The following is a 22,300-nucleotide window of genomic DNA, read 5'->3' on the forward strand; positions in this document are numbered from 1 at the left end:
CTATTCTCATGAGTGCTTAAAGTGCTAAGCACTAGTTCCAAAGAACTTGGCAATCGCCTTCAAACACCCACGCTTATCGGCTGTATATTTTTAAGGATCCAACTACTCAGAATTTCTTCTTTTCGCAAACTTCGCTGCGATCAGCGAAGCCCTCTATCTTAGCACAGTTTTTAAGTAACTGGCAAAACATTTTTTCTTTTCTACTTCAGCAACACCACCAACCTGGCAGCACCGCTTTCTGCAGAGCCTCGAATTATACATCGCTTTTTACAGCAGCAAACTCAAAACCAGAAAACTTCTCAAACCACTCACAACCACCACCCCAACCAAGCACCAGAGGCTTCTCACCCCCAACACCCGTAGAGCACTGTTCTGTGCAGTCGAGCCCGCTAGTATACACAAAAAATCAGCCACCAAACAAGAGAGGCTTCCCGGACTCTTCAGCGCGACTTTTTAGGGTTGTTTTCAATCCATTGCAAGACAGCGTCCGCATAGAGTGATGCCACATCGCATCCAGTCTGATCTGCGATCTCCTGGAAGCAGGTTGGACTGGTCACGTTGATTTCGGTGACGCAGGAACCAATGACATCCACACCAACCAACAGAAGGCCACGAGCCAAAAGGATGGGCCCGAGGTATTCGGCAATTTCCAGGTCACGCGCTGACAATGGCCGGGCAACGCCCTTACCACCCGCAGCCAGATTGCCACGCACCTCCCCGCCTTGAGGGATGCGAGCCAAGCAATAGGGTACGGGCTTGCCGCCGATGATGAGGACACGCTTGTCGCCATCAGCGATCTCGGGCAGATACCGTTGCACCATCACGGAGACAGCGCCATCACGATTCAAGGTCTCAATGATGCTGCCAAGGTTCAGACCATCGCGCCCAACTCGAAAGATCCCCATGCCACCCATGCCGTCGAGGGGTTTGAGGATCACATCACCATGCTCGGCATGAAAGCGCCGAATCTCAGCGGCATCGCGGGTGACCAGGGTTGGGCCGATCAACTGCGGAAACTCCATGATGGCCAACTTCTCGGGATGATCTCTCAACGCGGCCGGCTTGTTGAGAACACATGCCCCGTCACGCTCCGCCTGCTCCAACAGGTGAGTCGCATAGAAATACTCGGAGTCAAAGGGCGGGTCCTTGCGCATGAGCACGGCATCAAAGTCGCGTAGCGCTTGATTTGCCGATGGCTGGGCATTGAACCAGGCATCGGCCTGCCCCGTCAGCACAATCGGCCGAACGTTGGCCGTGACCAATCCACCACTGCGCCAGCTGATGTCGCGCGGCTCACACGCCGAAATCACGTGACCGCGACGCTGCAACTCCCGCATCATCACGAAAGTCGTGTCCTTGTAGATCTTGAAAGTCTCCAAGGGGTCTGCAACAAAAAGAATGTTCACTTTGGATTCCTGAAATGCCGAGCACACAAGGGACGCGGCTCACGGCAACGTCCTTGGCATCGTGCAGAGCCAATTTGCGAGCAGGCCTTTCATCAGACCGACAAAAGCCTGAGCTGTTCGGCATGCCAACCCGGCCTCAGATTGTGGCAGTCCCACAAAAAGTCTGCACGGATGCAGGCGCGAGCCTCAAATTTCGATCTTGCTACCCAACTCAACCACCGAGTTGTTGGGCAAGTTGAGGAAGTCGGCCGCTGCGCTCGCGTTGCGGTGCATTTGGGCAAACAACTTTTCGCGCCATGCCGCCATGCCACTGCCAATGGTGGGAATGACCGTATCACGCGACAGGAAATAGCTGGTCGCCATCGCTTCAAAGACGCAACCTCTGGACCGGATCTGCGCCAGCGCCTTGGGCACATCAGGGTCGTTCTTGAAGCCATAGTTGATCACGACCTGCCAGCAATCGTGCCCCAAGGGTTCGATCTCGACGCGCTTGTCCAAGCCGATCCAAGGCACCTCATGGTTGCGCACCGTGACAAAGAGGTTGTGCTGGTGCAAAACCTTGTTGTGCTTCAGGTTGTGCAGCAGGGCATTCGGCACCGTGCCGACATCAGACGTCAAGAACACGGCCGTGCCTTCCACCCGCACGGGCGGGCTGACAAATACAGACTCCAGAAAGGACCGCAGATCCAAGGAGTCGGCCCGCAAGGCGGCACTCATCAAACGGCGACCCTCCTTCCAGGTGGTCATCACCAGATAGAGGACCAACGCGAATGCCAAGGGGAACCAGCCCCCCTGCAAGATCTTGAGAGAGTTCGAGGCCACAAAGCCGATGTCGACCGTGAAGAAGAAACCCGTGGACGCGATACAAAGCGGCAGCGGGTAGCCCCAACCATAGCGGATCACATAGAAGGTCAGAATGGTCGTGATGCACATGACCAGACTGACAGAGATGCCATAGGCCGCCGCCAGGGCGGAGGACGAACCAAAAAGCGTCACGGCCAGAATCACCCCGGCCAGGAGCATCCAATTGATAGCCGGGATATAGATCTGCCCAGTGTCCTTGATGGAAGTGTGCAGCACGGTGAGGCGCGGCAGAAAGCCCAGCTGAATCGTCTGCTTGGTGGCAGAAAACGCACCCGAAATCAGGGCCTGGGAGGCAATCACGGTGGCCATCGTGGCCAACGCGACGATGGGCAGCAAGGCCCACTCCGGCGCCAGCAGGAAGAACGGATTTTCCGCAGCCGAGGGATCCCGCAACACCAGGGCACCTTGGCCGAAATAGTTGAGCATCAGGGCCGGCATCACCAATCCGAACCACGCGATCTGAATCGGCTTCTTGCCGAAGTGGCCCATGTCGGCATACAGCGCCTCGGCCCCTGTCGTACAAAGGAACACGGCGCCCAGAGTGATGAACGCCAAGCCGTAATGCTCGATTGCGAAATGGATCGCATAACCCGGCCAGATGGCCTTGAGCACGGAGGGGTTCTCAACAATAGCTGGCACACCCATGACGGCAATCGAGATGAACCAGACCACCGTGATCGGCCCGAAGAACTTGCCGATATCGCCCGTACCACGCCGCTGAACCAAGAAAAGCAAGACCAGCACGGCCAGCGAGATAGGCACCACGTAGGGCTTGGCAGCCGGCGTCAGAATCTCCAAGCCCTCCACGGCGGACAAGACCGAGATGGCCGGGGTGATGATCCCGTCACCAAAAAACAAGGCCACACCAAAGACACCCGCCATCACCAGAAGATGCCGGGCTTTCGGACGGTCCTTCACAGACAGGGAGGCCAGGGCCAGCAAAGCCATCAAACCGCCTTCGCCGTGGTTGTCAGCCCGCATGATCAGCGCCACGTACTTGATGGACACCACCACCGTCAGGGTCCAGAAAAAGAGGGACAGGACGCCCAACACATTGTCTGGGGTGATGGGCACATGCCCGCTGACAAAGACTTCCTTGAACGCGTAAAGACAGCTGGTTCCGATGTCGCCATAGACGACACCAATTGCGCCAAGCGTGAGCGCCGCGAGAGAGGATTTAGAAGCTGACACAAAAAACGCCCTACCCGCAAGGGGCGAGGCCTGTTGCCTGAGGGACCGCTATTGTGCTCTGCAGGCCAGATCACGCAAGCAGGCAATCCCCCCTAATCCAGCGAGAGGGCCTGGCTCTGTTGCAGCGCAGCAACTTCAAGGCAGCATCGGTTGCGGCGTCACAAAAAATCAGGCATAGACCTCGGCATTGGGATCGGTGGCCTCCATCTCGTAGCTGCTGGCCAGCATCGCCAGACGGGCCACAACGCCATACATATAGAAACGATTCGGTGCACTGGCCCCCGGCTTCATTCCCGGTTGCGGCAGGTGGGTGCTGTGCTCAAAGGCCAGTGGGACAAAGCTGGCACCCGGCGCATTGAGGTTCTCATCCACACCCCGGTCGGCATGGATGCGATAGAAACCGCCCACCACATAGCGATCCATCATGTAGACCACGGGTTCGGCCACGCTGTCGTTCACGCGTTCGTTGGTCAGCACACCTTCCTGAATGATCACTTCATTGACGGTCTGGCCGTCTTTGATCATGTTCATCTTGTTCTTGGTCTTGCGGTTGAGCGCATCCAGGTCTTTGACGTCACGCACGGTCATGATGCCCATGCCGTAGGTGCCGTTGTCCGCCTTGACCACCACAAAGGGCTTCTCGTTGATGCCGTATTCCTTGTACTTGCGCTTGACCTTGGACAACAAGGCATCCACATTGCTGCGCAGACATTCGATGCCCTGATCGGCCGAGAAATCGACGTCACCACACTTGGCAAACATCGGGTTGATCAACCAGGGGTCGATGCCCAGCATCTTTCCGAAACGCTTGCTGATGTCTTCGTAACTCTGGAAATGATTGCTCTTGCGTCGCACCGACCACCCCGCATGCAGGGGCGGCAACAGATACTGCTCATGGAGGTCTTCCAGAATCCCCGGGGCCCCAGCTGACAAGTCGTTGTTCAACAAAATGGTGCACGGGTCAAAATCCTTCAGCCCCAGGCGGCGCTGACTGCGGATCACCGGCTCCAGGGTGACCTGCTCGCCGCCGGGCAGGTCGATCACCGTGGTTTCCTTGATCTCGGGGCTGATCGAGCCGACGCGCACATTCAGCCCGGCCATGTGGAAGATGCGCTGAAGCTGCACCACATTGCTCAGGTAGAAGGTATTGCGGGTGTGGTTCTCCGGAATCACCAGCAGGTTCTTGGCCTCAGGGCAGATCTTCTCGATCGCCGCCATGGCGGCCTGCACGGCCAGCGGCAGCATCTCGGGGGTCAGGTTGTTCCAGCCGCCGGGGTACAGATTGGTGTCCACCGGTGCCAGCTTGAAACCTGCGTTGCGGATGTCCACCGAGGTGTAGAACGGAGGCGTGTGCTCCATCCATTCCAGACGGAACCAGCGCTCGATGGCTGGCGTGGAGTCGAGGATGCGCTGCTCGAGTTCGTTGATCGGGCCTGTCAGCGCCGTGATGAGATGCGGAACCATGCGGGCCCTTGTGCGAAGGTGTAGAAACTGAAGAAAGGCAGAACTGGAACGATATGGGGCTGGGTCAGGGCTTTGCAAGCCCCCATCCAGCCAAACAACATCCGAACAAGCGACTCAAGTCCGGATCTCGCCTTCACCCAACACAATCCATTTCAAAGAGGTCAGGCCCTCGATGCCCACCGGGCCGCGGGCATGGAACTTGTCTGTGCTGATCCCGATTTCGGCGCCCAGCCCATATTCAAAGCCATCGGCAAAGCGGGTGCTGGTGTTGACCATCACACTGGCCGAGTCCACCTCACGCAAAAACTGCTGTGCGTGCACATGGTCACGCGTCAGGATGGCCTCGGTGTGGTGCGAGGAATAGCGGTTGATGTGGGCAATGGCTTCATCCACCCCGGCCACCACCTTCACGCTGATGATGGGTGCCAGGTATTCCTCCGACCAATCCTGCTCGGTGGCCTCAACCAAGTTCGCTCCCGGCACAGCGGCCAGAATCGCCAGGGCTTCGGCATCGCAGCGCATCTCGACCCCCTTCTGGGCAAACACGGCCCCGATGCGCGGCAGAAAAGCCTGGGCCACACCGCGGGCCACCAGCAGACTTTCGCTGGCATTGCAGGGGCTGTACTTCTGGGTCTTGGCGTTGTCGGTCACCTTGATGGCCAGGTCCAGATCGCAAGGGTCGTCCACATAGGTGTGGCAATTGCCATCCAGGTGCTTGATCACAGGTACCTTGGCCTCGCGGCTGATGCGCTCGATCAAGCCCTTGCCGCCGCGGGGAATGATCACGTCCACGTACTCGGGCATGGCGATCAACTGACCCACCGCCTCGCGATCCGTGGTCTGCACCAGTTGCACGGCATGGGCGGGCAGGCCGGCTTCCGTCAGGGCCTGCTCCACCAGACGCGCCAGCGCCTTGTTGGACTCGATGGCCTCAGAGCCGCCGCGCAAGATGCAGGCATTGCCGCTCTTGATCGACAGGCTGGCCGCCTCGATGGTCACGTTGGGGCGGCTTTCGAAGATCATGCCGAAAACGCCGATCGGCACCCTCATCTGCCCCACACGGATGCCGCTGGGCTGCTGCTTCATGCCCAGAACTTCACCCATGATGTCGGGCATCGCGGCCAATTGCTCGCAGCCTTCGGCACAGGTCTCCAGCACCTTGGGGGTCAATTTCAGGCGGTCCACCATCGGGGCCGACAGGCCGGCGGCCGTGGCGCGCTCCAGATCTCGCGCATTGTCAAGCGCCAGCGCGGCGGTGTTCTCACGCAGCAAGCGGGCCAGGGCCTTCAAGGCCTTGTTTTTGGTGGCAGGCGTGGCGCGCGCCATGCTGGCAGAGGCCACCTTGGCCTGCAAACCGAGGGTCTGGGTGTATTCGGCAACGTTCAGGGCATTCATGACCCCATTTTGCCGCAAAGCACCGCGGCAGGCCGACCCGTCAGGGGCGGAGTCAGGGACGGCAGAGCGAACAGACCATCATGGCCAGGCGCTGCAAAGCCTGCCAGTTGTCGGTCGGCCAATCGGGGCGTTTCAAGCCTTTGACAATGCCATCCACCAAGTGCGCGGCCCGCAACAACTCGGCCAGCTCATGCGAGGCCAGGCGAGGAATCACGCGCTCGAACAGGCGTTCGCGCGGGCCCCACACCCGCTGCTCACGCAGGGCCATGGGCAAGGGGCGCCCGGCCACCACCGCGTCCTTGACCCGTTTGAGGGCCCGGATGTCCTCAGCCAGTGTGTAATGCACCAGCACTTCGGCCTCGCCCTCGGCACGCAAACCATCCAACATGCGCTGCACCCGGCCGGCACGGCCCGACAACACCGATTCGGACAACTTGAACACGTCATAGCGCGCCACGTTCAGCACGGCGCCTTCCACCTGGGCCGCCGTCAATTCGCCAGCGGGATACAGCAAGGCCAGCTTCTGGATCTCCTGGTGGGCCGCCAGCAGATTGCCTTCCACCCGGTCGGCAAAGAACTGCAAGGTTCGCTGCCCCTCTTCACCCGCCGCCACCCGCTGCCCTTGCTGCTGCAGGCGCTGGGCAATCCAGGCCGGCAAGGCCTGGCGCTCGATGGGTTCCAGCGCAATGGTGACGCCCTGCTGCTCCAGCGCCGTGAACCAGGCGCCCGTGCGGGTGGCTTTGTCCAGACGCGGCAAGATGAAAATGGTGAGCGTGCTGTCGTTACCGACAGCCGCCTGCGCCAGTTGCTGGATCGCCGGGCTGCCCTCTTTGCCGGGCTTGCCGGAGGGAACGCGCACCTCCACGATCTGGCGCTCGGCAAAGAGGCTCAGCGAGCCCCCTGCCGCCAGCACCTCACTCCAGTCGAAGTGGGCACCCGCCACGGTGTAGCTGCTGCGCTCGGTATAGCCCTGCGCACGCGCTGCCGCCCGGATCGCATCGGCCGCCTCCTGCTGCTGCAGCGGCTCATCACCGTGCAAGGTGTAGAGCGAGCGCAGGCCTTTGGCCAGATGGTTCTGCAGTTGCGCGAAAGCCAGTTGCATGAAACCAGGCCCTCAAAGCTCGCGCACAGCCGCCAGGCGCCGCATGAGTTGCTGCACCACATCGGTCTGCATGCTCTTGTAGAGCAGGGCTTCTTCGGTTTCCTTGGCCAGGGCCAGGGTTTCGCTGTAGTTGATGTCACGCTGCTGCAGGATTTCGGTCGGGGCAATCAGCTCCTTGCCCTGCAAGGTGCGCAGCTTGAAACGCACCCGCACCCGCAGCTGGAACTGCCGCACCTGGCCTGAGGCATTCAGGGCCACGACCACCTTCTCACGCTGATCTGACAACAGGTCAATGATCACCTGCGCCGTCTCCATCTGCCGGGCATCCCGGATCACCTGCAGCTTGTCCAGCGATTCCAGGTTGCGGCGCAGCTCTTCAGACAAAGGCGAATTAGGCTGGCCATTGATGAACACGCGCTCGAAGACGAAATCGGGCGCCCGGCGCAGCTGGAAGCCGCAGCCGGTCAGCAACAGGCCCACAGGCCAGATCAGGGCGGTGCGGCGCAGCACGTCAGACCACCAGGTTGACGAGACGACCCGGCACCACCACCACCTTCTTGGGGGGGGCGCCGTTGGCCAACTTGACAAACACCTCGCTGGCCAAGGCGATGCCTTCGATGGCCGCCTTGTCCGCCGCGGCCGGCACCAGGATGGAGCCGCGCAGCTTGCCGTTGATCTGCAACATCAATTCGATCTCGTCTTGCTGCAGCGCCGCTTCGTCCACCTGAGGCCAGGCCGCATCCAGCAGGTCGCCCAGCGAGCCGGCATAACCCAGCTCGGTCCACAGGCTGTGCGCCACGTGGGGCGTGGCGGGGTAGATGCAGCGCAGCAGGATGCCAAAGCCTTCGATCAGCGCCACCTGGGCGCCCGGGCAGTCCATGGCCTTGAAGTCTTCCAAGGCGTTGAGCATCTTCATGGCCCCCGACACCACGGTGTTGTACTGCATGCGCTGGTAGTCATAGTCCACCTGCTTGAGCACGGTGTGCACCTCCAGGCGCAGCGCCTTGGCCTCTTTGCCGAACACCACCTCGCCCAGCGAACTGGCCTGGGCCGTGCTGGCATTGGCGGCCTCGACATTGATCGCCAGCAGCTTGCTGCCGAAGTTCCAGACGCGACGCAGGAAGCGGTAACTGCCCTCCACCGCGGCATCGTTCCACTCCAGGGTGGCTTCGGGCGGTGCAGTGAACATGGTGTACAGCCGGGCCGTGTCGGCGCCGTAGCGCTCGATCAGGTCCTGCGGGTCCACACCGTTGTTCTTGCTCTTGCTCATGGTGCCCACCCCCTCGTAATCGATGGGGGTGCCCACGGGCAGGTCGCCCACGGCATTCTTGAGCTTGGCGCCGATGATCTTGCCGCCTTCGTCGAGCACATGCTCCACGTCGTGGGGCCAGAAGTACTCCTTGCCCCCTTTTTCGGTGCGACGCGAATAGATGTGGTTCAGCACCATGCCCTGCGTCAGCAGCTTGGTGAAAGGCTCATCGACCTTCACCAGCCCCAGGTCACGCATCACCTTGGTCCAGAAACGGGCGTACAGCAGGTGCAGGATGGCGTGCTCGATGCCGCCGATGTACTGGTCCATCGGCATCCAGTAGTTGGCGCCATCGGCCACCATGGCCTCGCTGTTCTTCGGATCGCAGTAGCGCATGAAGTACCACGACGAGTCGACGAAAGTGTCCATGGTGTCGGTCTCGCGACGCGCCGCCTGACCGCACACCGGGCAGGTCACGCCGGCATGGAAGCCTTCGTGCTTGTGCAGCGGGTTGCCAGAGCCATCGGGAATGCAATCCTGCGGCAGCACCACCGGCAGGTCTTTTTCGGGCACCGGCACGGGGCCGTGCTCCGGGCAGTGGATGATCGGGATCGGCGTGCCCCAGTAGCGCTGGCGGCTCACGCCCCAATCGCGCAGGCGCCAGGTGGTCTTCTTTTCGCCCAGGCCCTTGTCGGCCAGAGCGGCGGCCACGGCATTCACGCAGTCGGCAAACTTCAGGCCATCGTATGGGCCCGAGTTGATCATCACGCCGCGCTGCTTGTCGCCATACCAGTCGTGCCATTGGGCGGTGTCGTACGACTCACCCTCGACCTGCACCACCTGACGGATCGGCAACTGGTATTTGAGGGCGAACGCAAAATCGCGCTCGTCGTGAGCTGGCACGCCCATGACCGCGCCATCGCCATAGCTCATGAGCACATAGTTGCCCACCCACACGGCCACCGATTCGCCGGTCAGGGGGTGGATCACGCTCAGGCCGGTCGGCTGGCCCTTCTTTTCCTGCGTGGCCAATTCGGCCTCCGTGGTACCACCCGACTTGCATTCTTCGATGAAGGCCTGCAGTGCCGCATTGCCGCGCGCCGCATGCTGAGCCAGCGGATGCTCGGGGGCCACGGCGCAGAAGGTCACGCCCATGATGGTGTCGGCCCGGGTGGTGAAGACATACAGCTTGCCGTCGCCGATCAACTGGCCGTCATCGCCGCGGATGTCATGCGGGAAGGCAAAGCGAACCCCTTCGCTCTTGCCGATCCAGTTCTCCTGCATCAGGCGCACGCGCTCAGGCCAGCCCGGCAGGTGGTTCTGCACCTGGTCCAGCAACTCGCCTGCGTAATCGGTGATCTTCAGGTAGTAGCCCGGGATTTCGCGCTTTTCCACCAGGGCGCCGGTGCGCCAGCCACGGCCGTCGATCACCTGCTCATTGGCGAGCACGGTCTGATCCACCGGGTCCCAGTTCACGGTCTGGGTCTTGCGGTAGGCAATGCCTTTTTCAAGCATCTTCAGGAACAGCCACTGGTTCCACTTGTAGTAGCTCGGATCGCAGGTGGCCACCTCGCGGCTCCAGTCGATGGCTAGGCCCATCGCCTGCATCTGCTTCTTCATGTAGGCGATGTTGTCGTAGGTCCATTGGGCGGGCGGCACGCCGTTCTTCAGGGCCGCGTTCTCGGCCGGCAGGCCGAAAGCATCCCAGCCCATGGGCATCAACACGTTGTAGCCGTTCATGCGCAGGTAGCGCGTCAGCATGTCGTTGATGGTGTAGTTGCGCACGTGGCCCATGTGCAGCTTGCCGCTGGGGTAAGGCAGCATGGAGCAGGCATAGAACTTCTTCTTGCCGGCCTGTTCGGTCACACGGTAGGCGTCGCGGGCGGTCCAATGGTCGTGCGCGGCGCGCTCAACCTCAATGTGGTTGTACTTTTCTTGCATGGAATACTCTGTGGCGACCACGGTTGCCGCCGGTTGGAGGAGCAAGCCCAGCGGCTTGCGATGGGTGGATTTTAGGCGCTAGCGGGCCGGGCCCGGGCCGCCGGGCACGGCCAGCGCGCTGGAGGGTGTCGGGCGCGGATCCGCCACAAAGCCAATGCGGCTCAAGCCGGCTTTCTGGGCCAGGCCCAGCAGCTCGACCACCCGACCATAGGGAACCCGGGCATCGGCCCGCAACTGCACCTCGATCTGCGGGTCCTCCTGGGCCAATTCGTTGAGCCTTTGCGCCGCAGCCAGGTCGGTCAAGGGGGCCTCGTTGAGGTAGATCTGGCCACCGGTGTCCAAGGCCAGCGACACCGAACGGTGGCTCTGCACTGGCTGGGCCGCCTCGGAGTGCGGCAGATCGAGGCGCAGGCTGCTGGCCAGCAAAGGGGCCGTCAGGATCAGAATCACCACCAGCACCAGCATCACATCCACCAGCGGCGTCACGTTGATGTCACTCAGGGGCCGAGAGGTGTCGCCCCGCTCCAGGCGCCCGAAACTCACGGCAGCGCCTTCTCAAGCAGCAGTTCACGCAGATCGCGGGCAAAGCCCTCAAGATCGGCTTCGATGGCGGCAATCAGGCGGCCCATCACGTTGTAGGCCAGCAGCGCCGGAATCGCCACCCCCAGCCCTGCCGCAGTCATCACCAGGGCCTCTCCCACCGGGCCGGCCACCTGGTCCAGGGTCAGGGTGCGCACGCCGGCCAGAGCGGTCAGCGCATGGAAAATCCCCCACACCGTCCCCAACAAGCCCACGAAAGGTGCCGTGGACGCGACCGTGGCCAGCAGCACCTGCCCCCACTGCAAGCGGCGCAGCACCCCATGCAGGGCATCGCGCAGGTGACGGGTCAGTTGCTGTTCGCGCGAGCCAGCGCCCGCCAGCGAGCCTGCAGGGCTCAAGGAAGACGCTGCCTCCACCAAGGGCAGCAGCGCCCGATCACGGTCCAGCGCCGCCAAATGGGCCAAGGCCTGCTCCATGCCCTGCGCCTGCCAGAACAGGGCCGTGGCCCGAGGCACATCCGCCCGGGCACGCCACAGCACCCAGCTCTTGCGCAGAATCACCACCCAGCTGGCCACCGACATCAGCAAAAGCAAGGCCGCCACCCCGCGCGTGAGCAGGTCGCCGTCGCCAAGCAATTGCAGGCTGCCCATGGCGGGGGACGATCAGTTCAGGCCCAGCACGTCGAACATGTCGAACAGGCCTGTCTGCTGGGTGGCCAGAAAGCGCACCGCCCGCAGGCTGCCCTGGGCGTAGGTCGATCGGCTGGACGATTTGTGCGTGACTTCAATGCGCTCGCCGATGCCGGCAAACAGCACCGTGTGGTCGCCGACGATGTCGCCACCGCGCACCGTCGCAAAGCCGATGGAGGACGGGTCGCGCTCGCCGGTCACCCCTTCACGGGCGTAGACCGCGCAATCCTTGAGGTCGCGCCCCAGCGCATCGGCAATCACCTCGCCCATCTTGAGTGCGGTGCCCGAGGGAGCATCCACCTTGTGGCGATGGTGCGCCTCGATGATTTCGATGTCGTAGCCGGTCGACAGGGCCTTGGCGGCCATCTGCAGCAGCTTGAGCGTGACGTTCACGCCCACGCTCATGTTGGGTGCCAACATGATGGCGATGTCGCGCGAGATTTCGGCAATCTCCGCTTTCTGAGCGTCAGAAAAGCCCGTGGTCCCGATGACGGCCTTCACCCCCAACTCGCGGCAGACCTTCAGGTGGGCCAGCGTGCCTTCGGGGCGAGTGAAGTCGATCAGCACCTGCGCGCCCTGCAGGCCCGCACGCAGATCCGAGGTGATTTGGATACCGCTGCTCTGGCCCAGATAGGCCGTCGCATCGGTGCCCAGAGCCGGGCTGGTGGGTACGTCCAGCGCACCCGCCAGAACGCAGTCATCGGCGGCCTGCACCGCCTCCAGCAACATGCGGCCCATGCGGCCCGAAGCGCCGGCAATGGCGATCTTGTGCAAAGCAGCACTCATCTTCTGAATATCCTGTCTGTCGAAAAAAAGAAGCTCGGGCCCAGGGCACCGGGCCGCCTCAGCGGCGGGTGGGCTCCAGCGGAGGGTAGGTGGCCGGCAAGGGCGAATCGTCCACCTGGGAGCTGGCGCTGACGCTGCGTTTGGGCACCGGGAACTTGCTCAGCTGCTCGTCGGTGGCCTCCAAGGGCGGGATCTTCTTCGATTTGGTGCGCGAATCCAGTGTGGCCACAAACTCGGCCTCGCTGGGCATTTCGTCGCCTTCAAAACGCTCCAGGGCATCGCCCTTGAAATAGACGCTGAGGCGCCGCGACTGCGGCTCCACGCCTTGGCGGCGCAGAGTGAACACGTAATCCCAGCGATCGGAGTGGAACACGCTGACGACCAGTGGGGTGCCCAGCACCTCCTTGACCTGTTGCCGCGTCATGCCGGGCTGCAGGGCCGACACTTGCTCCTTGGAGACGAAATTGCCCTGGACGATCTCGATCCGATAAGGCGTGATGGCCGTCGCGATGCGGCTGCTGGCGCCGTCGAACGAACCACAGGCCGCGACACCGGCACACAATGCCAGCGACAAACTCAGCCGGGCGCTTCGAGGGGAATAAGCAGACATGGGTCGGGAGGTAGCGATATGATCGGCCCATTGTAGCGGCTGGGCCTGTCAGAGCGGGTTGGTACGCTGGCGGAAGGACCCTTGCATGGCCAATATCGAAGAACTGAAAAATACCGGGCTCAAAGCAACGCTGCCCCGCCTCAAGATCCTGGAGCTGTTCCAGAAGGGGCGGCAACGCCACATGACGGCTGAAGACGTGTTTCGCGTGCTGCTGCAGGAGCAATCCGACATCGGGCTGGCCACCGTGTACCGGGTGCTCACCCAGTTCGAGCAGGCCGGCATCCTGAGCCGCAGCCACTTCGAAAGCGGCAAGGCGGTCTACGAACTCAACGAAGGCCAGCACCACGACCACCTGGTCTGCACCAGTTGCGGCAAGGTCGAAGAGTTCTATGACGCCGAAATCGAGCGGCGCCAGCAAATGGTGGCCAAGGCCAAGCACTGGCTGCTACAGGACCACGCCATGTCGCTGTACGGCCTGTGCGCCAACTGCGCCAGCGACAAACGCTGAGCCTCCAGCCAGAGGCCTGCGGGGGCCTCAGCGGTGCCCGCCCAGGTCAGCCCTCTTGCTCCATGGCGCGGCGGTGCCGCTCCACGAACTCCTGGTAGGTATCAATGCCACGCAACTGGAGAATGGTGTTGCGCACGGCAGCCTCCACCAGCACCGCGATGTTGCGACCGGCCACCACCTGGATCACCACCTTGCGCACGGGCACACCCAGCACATCCTGGGTCAGGGGCTCATAGGGCAGGCGTTCGTAATCGCGCTCCAGCGTCTCCTTGCGGACCAGGTGCACGATGAGCTTGAGCCGCATCTTGCGCCGCACCGCCGTCTCACCAAAGATGCCCCGGATGTCGAGCAAGCCGATGCCGCGCACTTCCAGAAGGTTCTGCAGCAGTTCCGGGCAACGCCCTTCGATGGTGGTCTGATTGATGCGGTAGAGATCCACCGCGTCATCGGCCACCAAACCGTTGCCCCGCGAGATCAACTCCAGACCCAGTTCACTCTTGCCCAGACCCGACTCGCCCGTGATCATCACACCGAGCCCCAGGATGTCCATGAACACCCCATGCATGGAGGTGCGGTCGGCAAAGTGCTTGGACAGATAGGCCCGCAGCACATCGATCACGAAGGCCGATGACTCCTGGGTGGCAAACATCGGGATCTGTGCGCGCTCGCACATCGACAGCAGCGCATCGGGCGCGGCCTGACCATCGGCCAGCACCAGCACCGGCGGCTCCAGCGTCACGATGCGGGAGATGCGGCGAGCGCAATCCTCAGGCGTCGCATTGGTCAGGTAGGCGATTTCGCGCTCGCCAAGAATCTGTACGCGGTAAGGATGGATGTAGTTGAGGTAACCCACCAGATCGGCGCCCGAGCGGGCCGCTCGGACCACCACCTCGTCAAAGCGCCGCTCAGAGGCCCCCAGGCCGGCCACCCATTCCCATTTCAGAACGGAGCGGAATTCCTCGAAGAGGACATCCGCACTGACGACATTGGGCTTCACAACAGAGACTGCCTCAAGGCCATCAGGCCGGCTGGGTGGATTGCCAGGTGGCAATCATCTGGTGCAGCTCGCCGGCATCGGTGCAGGCCTTGATCCGCTCACGCAGCGGAGCATCGCTGAGCAACTCGGCAATCTCGGACAGGATTTCCAGGTGCTTCTGGGTCGCCGCTTCGGGCACCAGCAGAAAGATCAACAAGCCCACGGGCTGCTCGTCAGGGGCATCAAAGCCGATCGGATGGGCCAACTGAAAAACCGCAGCCATCGGAAACTTGAGCCCCTTGATGCGCCCATGGGGGATGGCCACGCCATGGCCCAGCCCTGTGGACCCCAGGCGTTCGCGCGCAAACAGGCTGTCGGTGATCAATGCTCGGCTGAGGCCATGAAGGCTCTCGAACAACAAGCCGGCTTCTTCAAACGCACGCTTCTTGCTGGTGGCGTCGACGCACACAAGCACTTGAGCAGCGGGGAGGATGGACGCGAGACGGTTCATGGTGAGTTAGGGCGGATTATGCACCGGTCGCCCAGCTTCGGCGAAAAACCGCCATCGGCCTGCAACTGACAAGAAAAAAGCCGCTGATTTGCAACAGCGGCTTCGGGGAGCTTGTCAGCACACGAAATGTCTGGCAAGCGGCATCACATCAGGCGCTTGGCCGGGTCGTGGTGGTGATCTTGCACCCGGTCCTTGTGACGGACGACCTGACGGTCCAGCTTGTCCATCAACTCATCGACGGCCGCATACAGATCCTCATGGGAACTCTCGGCAAACATGTCGTTGCCCTTGACATGGACATTGCACTCGGCGCGTTGGCGGCGCTGCTTTTCCTTTTGCTTTTCAACAGTGAGCAAAACCTTCACATCAACCACCTGATCAAAATGTCGGGTGATCCGGTCCAGCTTGGTCGTCACGTAACTACGCAAGGCGGGTGTAACTTCGAGGTGATGACCGCTGATCGTCAAGTTCATGAGTAGCCTCCTGTGCACTCTGGGTTGAAAACGCCACCGTTCAGGGTGGATGGCGAAGCTCAAATTCGATGAAGCTGAATTCACTATGCGCCCGCAAAACCCAATTTGCAATGGCTTTTCATCAAGCCGTCATGGGTTTTTGAGCCAACTCGGGAAAGCCCTCAGAAACCCCTTCATGACACACGGATGAGGCCTTGACGCCACTGCGGAAGGGCGGCAAATTCAACAGGTTTTCTCCGCCGGAAAGCGTCGCTCAAGTGTGAGGTTTGCGCACAAAAATGCACAAAGTGCGCCGCCCAACACCCTTCCCATCTCACCGATGGGCCCAAGCTCCCGAGGGCCAGGCAATGTGCAGGATGGGCGAGGCCGCCCGCCCCTCCATCAGCTCAGTGCGAACTGCGCCTTGCCAGCGGCCTTGGCCTGGTACATGGCCGCATCGGCGCGCGACAGCAGCAACTCGGCCGACAAAGCCAAGCCCCCCGAATCTCCGCCCGTGACCGCCACACCAATGCTCGCGGCCAGCGTCAGCTCGCGCCCCCCGAGCACAACCGGTGTGGTCAGCTCCGCAATCAACTTGCGCGCCACCAGGGTGGCGTGCTCCGCAGGATGGGCCAAGCCTTCGAGGATGATGGTGAACTCGTCACCTGCCAGACGCGCCACCGAATCGGTCTCACGCACAGCAGATTGCACGGTGCGGGCGAAGTGGCGCAGAACGGCATCGCCGAAGTCGTGTCCGTAGGTGTCGTTGTACTGCTTGAACCCATCGAGGTCGAGGAACATCAGTGCCAGCCCTGTCCCCTGACGCCGCACACGGGCCAGCGCCTCGACCAGGCGCTGAAGGAACGCACGCCGATTGGGCAATCCGGTCAGCGCATCATGGCTGGCCTCATGCTGCAGGCGCTGTTGCAGCTGATACTGCTCCGTCACATCCTGGGCCAGGATGTAGAAACCGTAAGGCGGTCGCGACATGGCGGTGTCCGGGATGAAGTTCGTGTGGACCCGTATCTCGCCCCGCAGGGTGTTCAAGCGCGAATCGAAACTGACCATCTCGCCGGCCTGCACACGCTGCAGGGGTTCCGCCCTGTCCGCCAGCAAGGCGTCGTCCATGAAGCCATCCACGGATCGCCCGACGATCTGCGCCACGGGCACACCAAACCAATCTTCATACGCCTGGTTGTTGAACTGGTAGACGCGGTTGCCGTCCACGTAGGCGATCAGCGCTGGCATGTTGTCGGCCAGCAGGCGCAAACGGGTGCGGCTCTCCAACAGCTCACGCTCAACCGCCTTGCGTGCTGAGATGTCGTGCAAAAACGCATGCAGACGCACCTGCCCTTGAAAGCGGTTCACACCCAGCGAAAGCTCGGAAGGGAACAAACGGCCATCCCGATGCTGGGTCTGCACCTCCAGTCGCCCGCCCGTCGTGCGGTCCAAGCATTCATCTCGGAGCCGCTCGAACGCCGCGCGATAACGCGGAACAGCCCCCTGCGCCACCACCAGGTCAAAGACACTGCGTCCGACCGCCTCGTCACGACGCCAGCCGAAGGTGTCCGTGGCGGCTTCGTTCCAGGCCGTCACCCGCCCTGCTGGATCGACTTCGATGAAGGCATCGGTGGCATGGGCCAATGTGGCCCTGAACAGCTCTTTTTCATGCTCCAGTGCCACCTGGGCCGCCTGCCGCTGCGCCACCTCGGTGCTGAGGCGCGCATTGGCCTCGCTGAGCTCCTGGGTTCGGGACTCGACCCGATGCTCCAGCTCCAGTTGCAACACGGCCAGGGCCTGCTCGGAAGCCTTGCGCGCGGTGATATCCGTGGCGACCAGCACAAAGGCGGCCTCGGCCTCCTGGTCTGCCGCCAGGCGCGACACACCCACCAGAAACCACACCAAGGACCCGTCGGGCCGCAGAAAAAGCAGCTCCTGGGGTGGCAAGCCGGCTTCAGGCGCCTGAGGATCATGGGCCAGCAGATCGTGCAAATGGCGCATCACCCGGCCCTTGTCGGGGGCGAACAAGGCAGACTCCAAACGCTCACCGACCAGACTTTCGGCAGAGCGGCCCAGCAACTGGGCCAGTTGCCCATTCACCCGCAGCCAGCGCCATTCGGGCGAGACCAGGGCCATGCCGACCGAAGCCTGGGAAAAAGTGCGCTCGAACTGCGTCACCGAGAGACTGGCTCGCCGATCGGCCTCCACCCCTCGGAAGTACTGCTCCACCAGGGCCGCAAAATCCTGCAGATCCTGCGCATCGGCCTCACCGAACTCCCGTGGCTCGTGATCAATGAGACACAAGGCCCCCAAAGGGTAGCCCGCCAGGGAGCGTATCGGGTAGCCCGCGTAAAAAACCAGGCCCTGGGGCATCGCAACCAGGGGGTTGCCAACAAAGCGTGTGTCCGCACGCGCGTCGTTGATCACAAAAGGCTGGTCATGCAGGATGATGTGGCTGCAAAAGGAATGCTCCCGCGGCAAGGTTCGGCGCTCGCCCCCCTGGACTGACTTGCTCCACTGCAACTCAGCATCCACCAGGTTGACCATGGCCATCGGTACCCGGAAATGGCGGGCCGCCAGGCGGGTGATGCGGTCCAATTCAGGTATCGACACCAGATCACAGGCGGCCAGCGACTCCAGCACCCGCAAGCGCTGCACTTCATCGGCAGGAACGCCGTAAGCCCTCATTGCGCGAACCTCCGATCAGGACTGCCACAGACCGGTCTCAATGTAGCAAACCCGGTTTGCCCCGACCAGCACCTGAACCCTAAGCAGGCCCAAACCCGGGAGGGCATGGCGTCCGGACGCGCTCTTGAACAAGCGCCTCGAAATGATCCGTCCAGCGTTGCTGCGGTGCGATAATCCGCCCAATTCAATTTTGGAGAGACCGCCTTGGAAACCTACCCCAGTTGGTAGCTTTCAATTCCCGTGGCCGCATCGGGGGTTGAAAGCACCCCATTCCCGACCGATTGCAACCCTGACCCACGGAGCGCGCGATGCTCAATATCTTTACGCTGGCCAACGGCCGGCTGTTCCAGGAAGAAATCGAATCCCTGGAGGAACTGTCCAAGTTTCAGCCCATCTGGGTGGACCTGGAATCCCCCTCGGTCGAAGAAAAGCGCTGGATCAAGCAGTACTACGGCCTCTCCATCCCCGAAGACGCGATGGACGAGGACATCGAGGAATCGGCCCGCTTCTATGAAGAAGACAACGGCGAACTCCACATCCGCAGCGACTTTCTGATCGCCGACGACGATGCGCCGCGCACGGTGCGCGTGGCCTTCATCCTGAACCAGCACAACACCGACCTGAAAAGCCGCGGCGTGCTGTTTTCGATCCACGACGAAGACGTGCCGGTGTTCCGCCTGCTGCGCATGCGCGCCCGCCGCGCGCCGGGCCTGATCGAAGACGCCAAGGAAGTGCTGCTCAAGCTGTTCGATGCCGACGCCGAATACTCGGCCGACACGCTCGAAGGCATCTATGACGAACTGGAAAAGGCCGGCAAGCAGGTGCTGTCTGGCGACGTGACCGACGCCCTGGCCGGCGAAGTGCTGGGCGCCATCGCCCGCCACGAAGACTTGAACGGCCGCATCCGCCGCAATGTGATGGACACCCGGCGCGCCGTCAGCTTCATGATGCGCAGCCGCATGCTGAATGCCGAACAGTTCGAGGAAGCCCGCCAGATCCTGCGCGACATCGAGTCGCTGGACAACCACACGGCCTTTTTGTTCGACAAGATCAACTTCTTGATGGACGCCACCGTCGGCTTCATCAACATCAACCAGAACAAGATCATCAAGATCTTCTCGGTGGCCAGCGTGGCCTTGCTGCCGCCCACGCTGATCGCCAGCATCTACGGGATGAACTTCAAGGCCATCCCCGAGCTGGACTGGTCGCTGGGCTACCCCTATGCGCTGGCGCTGATGGCAGCGTCGGCCGTGGTGCCGATGCTGTATTTCCGCCGCCGCGGCTGGCTGCAGTAAGCCAAGCCCTTGGCCCTCAGGACGGCTGCTGGCTCAGATGGTCCAGCAGCCCGCCCACGATCAAGGTGGTGCAGCGGCCCGCCACCGCCTCCAGGAACGCCGGGAAATCCACATGGGCCTGGTCATCGGCCCGGTCCGAGATGGTGCGCAGCGCGGCAAAGCGCACCCCGTAATCGTGGCAGACCTGGGCCACAGCGGCGGCCTCCATCTCCACCGCCAAGGCCTCGGGCAGGCGGGCCCGCAGGCCCAGCGCCTCGTCGGCAGCCGAGACAAACCGGTCCCCGCTGATCAGCAAGCCCTGGTGCACCTGCATGGCATCAAGTCCGTACTGGCGCCGCACCGAGGCGTCAAAATGGCTGCCCACCCGCGCCTGCACGGCCTGGGCCGCCACCCGAAGGCCTTCGGCCAGCACGGGATCGCAGGCGAACTGCGCCTGACCGTACAGCGGCACCTCATAGCGCGGAAACAGCGGCGAGGCATCCATGTCGTGCTGCAGGCAGTGGCTGGCCACCACCACATCGCCCACCGTCACGCCCTCGCCCAGGCCACCGGCCACCCCGCTGAACACGATGTCGGTCACGCCAAAGCGCTCGATCAGGGCCGTGGCCGTGGTGGCTGCGGCCACCTTGCCGATGCGTGACAAGGCCAGCACCACCGGCCGGCCGGCCCACAGGCCCAGACAGTACTCACGGCCGGCGTGCTGCTCCAGGCGCGGTTGGTCCAGCAAGGCACGCAGACCGGTCTGCTCCTGAGGCAAGGCACTGAGAATAGCGAGCGTCATCCATCCAACTCCAGAATGTTCGCGCAGCACCCCCAGGCACTGCCGGCGAAAAAGCGGCCCGAAGGCCGCCCGCATTGTGCCGTGTCCAGACCCGCTCCCGGGCCGGGGGTCACGCCTTGTCGCGCAATTCGCGGCGCAGGATCTTGCCCACCGGGGTCTTGGGCAGGTCGGTGCGGAACTCGATGATGCGAGGCTGCTTGTAACCGGTCAGGTTGGCACGGCAGAACTCTTTCACCTGCACGTCGGTCAGCTCCGGGTGCTTCTTCACGATCACCAGCTTCACGGCCTCGCCGGTCTTCTCATCAGGCACACCGACGGCGGCGCACTCCAGCACCCCGTCCATGTCGGCCACCACCTCTTCCACCTCATTGGGGTAGACGTTGAAGCCGCTGACCAGGATCATGTCCTTCTTGCGATCGACGATCTTGAAGAAGCCCTTGGCGTCCACCACGCCGATGTCGCCCGTCTTGAAGAAACCGTCAGGCGTCATGACCTTGGCGGTTTCATCGGGGCGCTGCCAGTAGCCGGCCATGACCTGCGGCCCCTTGATGGCGATCTCGCCAGGCTGGCCCAGGGGCACCTCCAGGCCGTCGTCATCGAGCAGCTTGAGGAAGGTGCTGGGCAAGGGCACGCCGATGGTGCCGGTGTACTCGGTGGCCGTCACCGGGTTGCAGCTCACGGTGGGCGAGGTTTCCGACAGGCCATAGCCCTCGCAGATCGGGCAGCCCGTCTTGTCCAGCCAAAGCTTGGCCACCGCGCCCTGCACCGCCATGCCGCCGCCCACCGACACCTTGAGGTTCTTCCAGTTCACCGTGCCGAAATCCGGGTGGTTCGCCAGCCCGTTGAAAAGCGTGTTGACGGCCGGGAAGCTGTGGAAAGTGTGCCGGCGCAGCTCCTTGAACACCGAGGGCAGATCGCGCGGGTTGGGGATCAGGATCAGCTTGCCGCCCGTGCGCATGGACAGCATCATGCCCACGGTGAAGGCGAAGATGTGGTACAGCGGCAAGGCGCACACGCTGGTGGGCTGCTCGTGGGCCGGCACCTGGCTCATCACGGGCGAGTTCCAGGCCTCGGACTGCAGCACATTGGCAATCACGTTGCGGTGCAGCAGCACCGCGCCCTTGGAGACCCCGGTGGTGCCGCCGGTGTACTGCAGCAAGGCGACATCGTCGGCCTTGATGTCGGGGCGCTTGAACGAGCGGCGGGCACCCTGACGCACCGCATCCTTGAACCGCACAGCGCCAGGCAGGTGGTATTCGGGCACCATCTTCTTGACGTTGCGCACCACATAGTTGACCAAGGCGCCTTTGAGGAAGCCCAACTCATCGCCCATGGCGCACAAGACCACATGTTTGACCGGCGTGTGGGCCAGGCACTGCTGCAAGGTGGTGGCAAAGTTCTCGATCAGGATGATGGCCTTGGCGCCGGAATCCTTGAGCTGGTGCTCCAGTTCGCGTGGTGTGTACAGGGGGTTCACATTGACCACCACCAGACCGGCACGCAACACGGCCGCCACGCACACCGGGTACTGGGGGATGTTGGGCATCATCAGGGCAACGCGGTCGCCCTTGGCCAGGCCCAGCCCCTGCAGGTAGGCGGCCAGCGCCAGGCTTTGGCGATGGGCCTGCGCGTAAGTGACGTCGCGACCCATGAAACTGTAGGCCACCCGGCTGGCATGCTTCTCGAAGCTCTCCTCCATCAAAGCCACCAAGGAGGCGTAATGCGAAGGATCGATGTCGGCGGGCACCCCTTGGGGGTAGCTGCCGAGCCATGGGCGGTCGGTCATTTCTTGTCTCTCCAGACTCTTGCTTGGGAATATGCGCAGTCCTTCGAGTCAAGTCAGGCCTGCGTC

19 protein-coding genes are annotated in these 22,300 nt (G+C 62.5%); 2 read left to right on the forward strand and 17 right to left on the reverse strand.

Annotation, left to right across the window (positions count from 1 at the left end):
- Positions 1-440: 440 nt before the first annotated feature.
- The 11 genes from gshB to L880_RS0123960 all read right to left on the reverse strand — a co-directional run bounded on the left by gshB (position 441) and on the right by L880_RS0123960 (position 13,237).
- Entirely contained in the window at positions 441-1,406 is a 966-nt protein-coding gene (gene gshB, locus L880_RS0123910; RefSeq protein WP_027477808.1) for a glutathione synthase, read from the reverse strand.
- A gap of 186 nt (positions 1,407-1,592) precedes the next feature.
- Positions 1,593-3,461, reverse strand: a complete 1,869-nt coding sequence (locus L880_RS0123915; protein ID WP_027477809.1) for a potassium transporter Kup — start codon at positions 3,459-3,461, stop codon at positions 1,593-1,595.
- Positions 3,462-3,629: 168 nt separating this feature from the next.
- Positions 3,630-4,925, reverse strand: coding sequence for a glutamate--cysteine ligase (gene gshA / locus L880_RS0123920; RefSeq protein ID WP_027477810.1), 1,296 nt, complete (start codon positions 4,923-4,925; stop codon positions 3,630-3,632).
- Positions 4,926-5,039: 114 nt separating this feature from the next.
- Positions 5,040-6,320, reverse strand: coding sequence for a glutamate-5-semialdehyde dehydrogenase (locus L880_RS0123925; RefSeq protein WP_027477811.1), 1,281 nt, complete (start codon positions 6,318-6,320; stop codon positions 5,040-5,042).
- A gap of 52 nt (positions 6,321-6,372) precedes the next feature.
- Entirely contained in the window at positions 6,373-7,422 is a 1,050-nt protein-coding gene (holA, locus tag L880_RS0123930; protein WP_027477812.1) for a DNA polymerase III subunit delta, read from the reverse strand.
- Between the two features lie 12 nt (positions 7,423-7,434).
- A complete protein-coding gene (locus L880_RS0123935) occupies positions 7,435-7,932 on the reverse strand; it encodes an LPS-assembly lipoprotein LptE (RefSeq protein ID WP_019576987.1) in 498 nt (165 codons plus the stop codon).
- A gap of 1 nt (position 7,933) precedes the next feature.
- Positions 7,934-10,612: a leucine--tRNA ligase gene (gene leuS, locus L880_RS0123940; RefSeq protein ID WP_027477814.1), complete on the reverse strand. Its 2,679-nt coding sequence runs from the start codon at positions 10,610-10,612 to the stop codon at positions 7,934-7,936.
- 78 nt (positions 10,613-10,690) lie between these two features.
- A complete protein-coding gene (locus L880_RS0123945) occupies positions 10,691-11,155 on the reverse strand; it encodes an ExbD/TolR family protein (RefSeq protein ID WP_027477815.1) in 465 nt (154 codons plus the stop codon).
- Complete coding sequence (locus L880_RS0123950; RefSeq protein WP_027477816.1) at positions 11,152-11,802, reverse strand: MotA/TolQ/ExbB proton channel family protein; 651 nt, start codon at positions 11,800-11,802, stop codon at positions 11,152-11,154. Before L880_RS0123950 ends, L880_RS0123945 begins: the two co-directional genes overlap by 4 nt.
- Before the next feature lie 12 nt (positions 11,803-11,814).
- Entirely contained in the window at positions 11,815-12,627 is an 813-nt protein-coding gene (dapB, locus tag L880_RS0123955; RefSeq protein ID WP_027477817.1) for a 4-hydroxy-tetrahydrodipicolinate reductase, read from the reverse strand.
- A gap of 58 nt (positions 12,628-12,685) precedes the next feature.
- Positions 12,686-13,237: an outer membrane protein assembly factor BamE gene (locus L880_RS0123960; RefSeq protein WP_027477818.1), complete on the reverse strand. Its 552-nt coding sequence runs from the start codon at positions 13,235-13,237 to the stop codon at positions 12,686-12,688.
- A gap of 85 nt (positions 13,238-13,322) precedes the next feature.
- Here L880_RS0123960 and fur point away from each other — a divergent pair, with 85 nt between their 5' ends.
- On the forward strand, positions 13,323-13,745 hold the full coding sequence (gene fur, locus L880_RS0123965) for a ferric iron uptake transcriptional regulator (RefSeq protein ID WP_019576981.1): 423 nt from the start codon (positions 13,323-13,325) through the stop codon (positions 13,743-13,745).
- Between the two features lie 46 nt (positions 13,746-13,791).
- Here the strand turns inward: fur and hprK are convergent, their stop codons facing one another.
- The 4 genes from hprK to L880_RS0123985 all read right to left on the reverse strand — a co-directional run bounded on the left by hprK (position 13,792) and on the right by L880_RS0123985 (position 18,372).
- Positions 13,792-14,742 (reverse strand): HPr(Ser) kinase/phosphatase, encoded by a 951-nt coding sequence (gene hprK / locus L880_RS0123970; protein ID WP_019576980.1) that lies wholly within the window; start codon positions 14,740-14,742, stop codon positions 13,792-13,794.
- Between the two features lie 22 nt (positions 14,743-14,764).
- Entirely contained in the window at positions 14,765-15,232 is a 468-nt protein-coding gene (locus tag L880_RS0123975) for a PTS sugar transporter subunit IIA (protein WP_027477819.1), read from the reverse strand.
- A 143-nt stretch (positions 15,233-15,375) separates the two neighbouring features.
- Complete coding sequence (gene hpf, locus L880_RS0123980; RefSeq protein ID WP_027477820.1) at positions 15,376-15,705, reverse strand: ribosome hibernation-promoting factor, HPF/YfiA family; 330 nt, start codon at positions 15,703-15,705, stop codon at positions 15,376-15,378.
- Positions 15,706-16,086: 381 nt separating this feature from the next.
- Positions 16,087-18,372: a sensor domain-containing diguanylate cyclase gene (locus tag L880_RS0123985; RefSeq protein ID WP_027477821.1), complete on the reverse strand. Its 2,286-nt coding sequence runs from the start codon at positions 18,370-18,372 to the stop codon at positions 16,087-16,089.
- 308 nt (positions 18,373-18,680) lie between these two features.
- Between L880_RS0123985 and corA the strand changes: the two genes are divergently transcribed.
- Positions 18,681-19,667, forward strand: a complete 987-nt coding sequence (gene corA / locus L880_RS0123990) for a magnesium/cobalt transporter CorA (protein WP_019576976.1) — start codon at positions 18,681-18,683, stop codon at positions 19,665-19,667.
- A 16-nt stretch (positions 19,668-19,683) separates the two neighbouring features.
- Here the strand turns inward: corA and L880_RS0123995 are convergent, their stop codons facing one another.
- Together L880_RS0123995 and L880_RS0124000 are read right to left on the reverse strand one after the other, a co-directional pair.
- Positions 19,684-20,448: a 5'-methylthioadenosine/adenosylhomocysteine nucleosidase gene (locus L880_RS0123995; protein WP_043330465.1), complete on the reverse strand. Its 765-nt coding sequence runs from the start codon at positions 20,446-20,448 to the stop codon at positions 19,684-19,686.
- Positions 20,449-20,557: 109 nt separating this feature from the next.
- A complete protein-coding gene (locus tag L880_RS0124000; RefSeq protein ID WP_027477823.1) occupies positions 20,558-22,234 on the reverse strand; it encodes a long-chain-fatty-acid--CoA ligase in 1,677 nt (558 codons plus the stop codon).
- Positions 22,235-22,300: the final 66 nt, after the last annotated feature.

Origin of the sequence: Curvibacter gracilis ATCC BAA-807 (genome assembly GCF_000518645.1) — a bacterium.
GTDB classification, from domain to species: Bacteria; Pseudomonadota; Gammaproteobacteria; order Burkholderiales; family Burkholderiaceae_C; genus Curvibacter; species Curvibacter gracilis.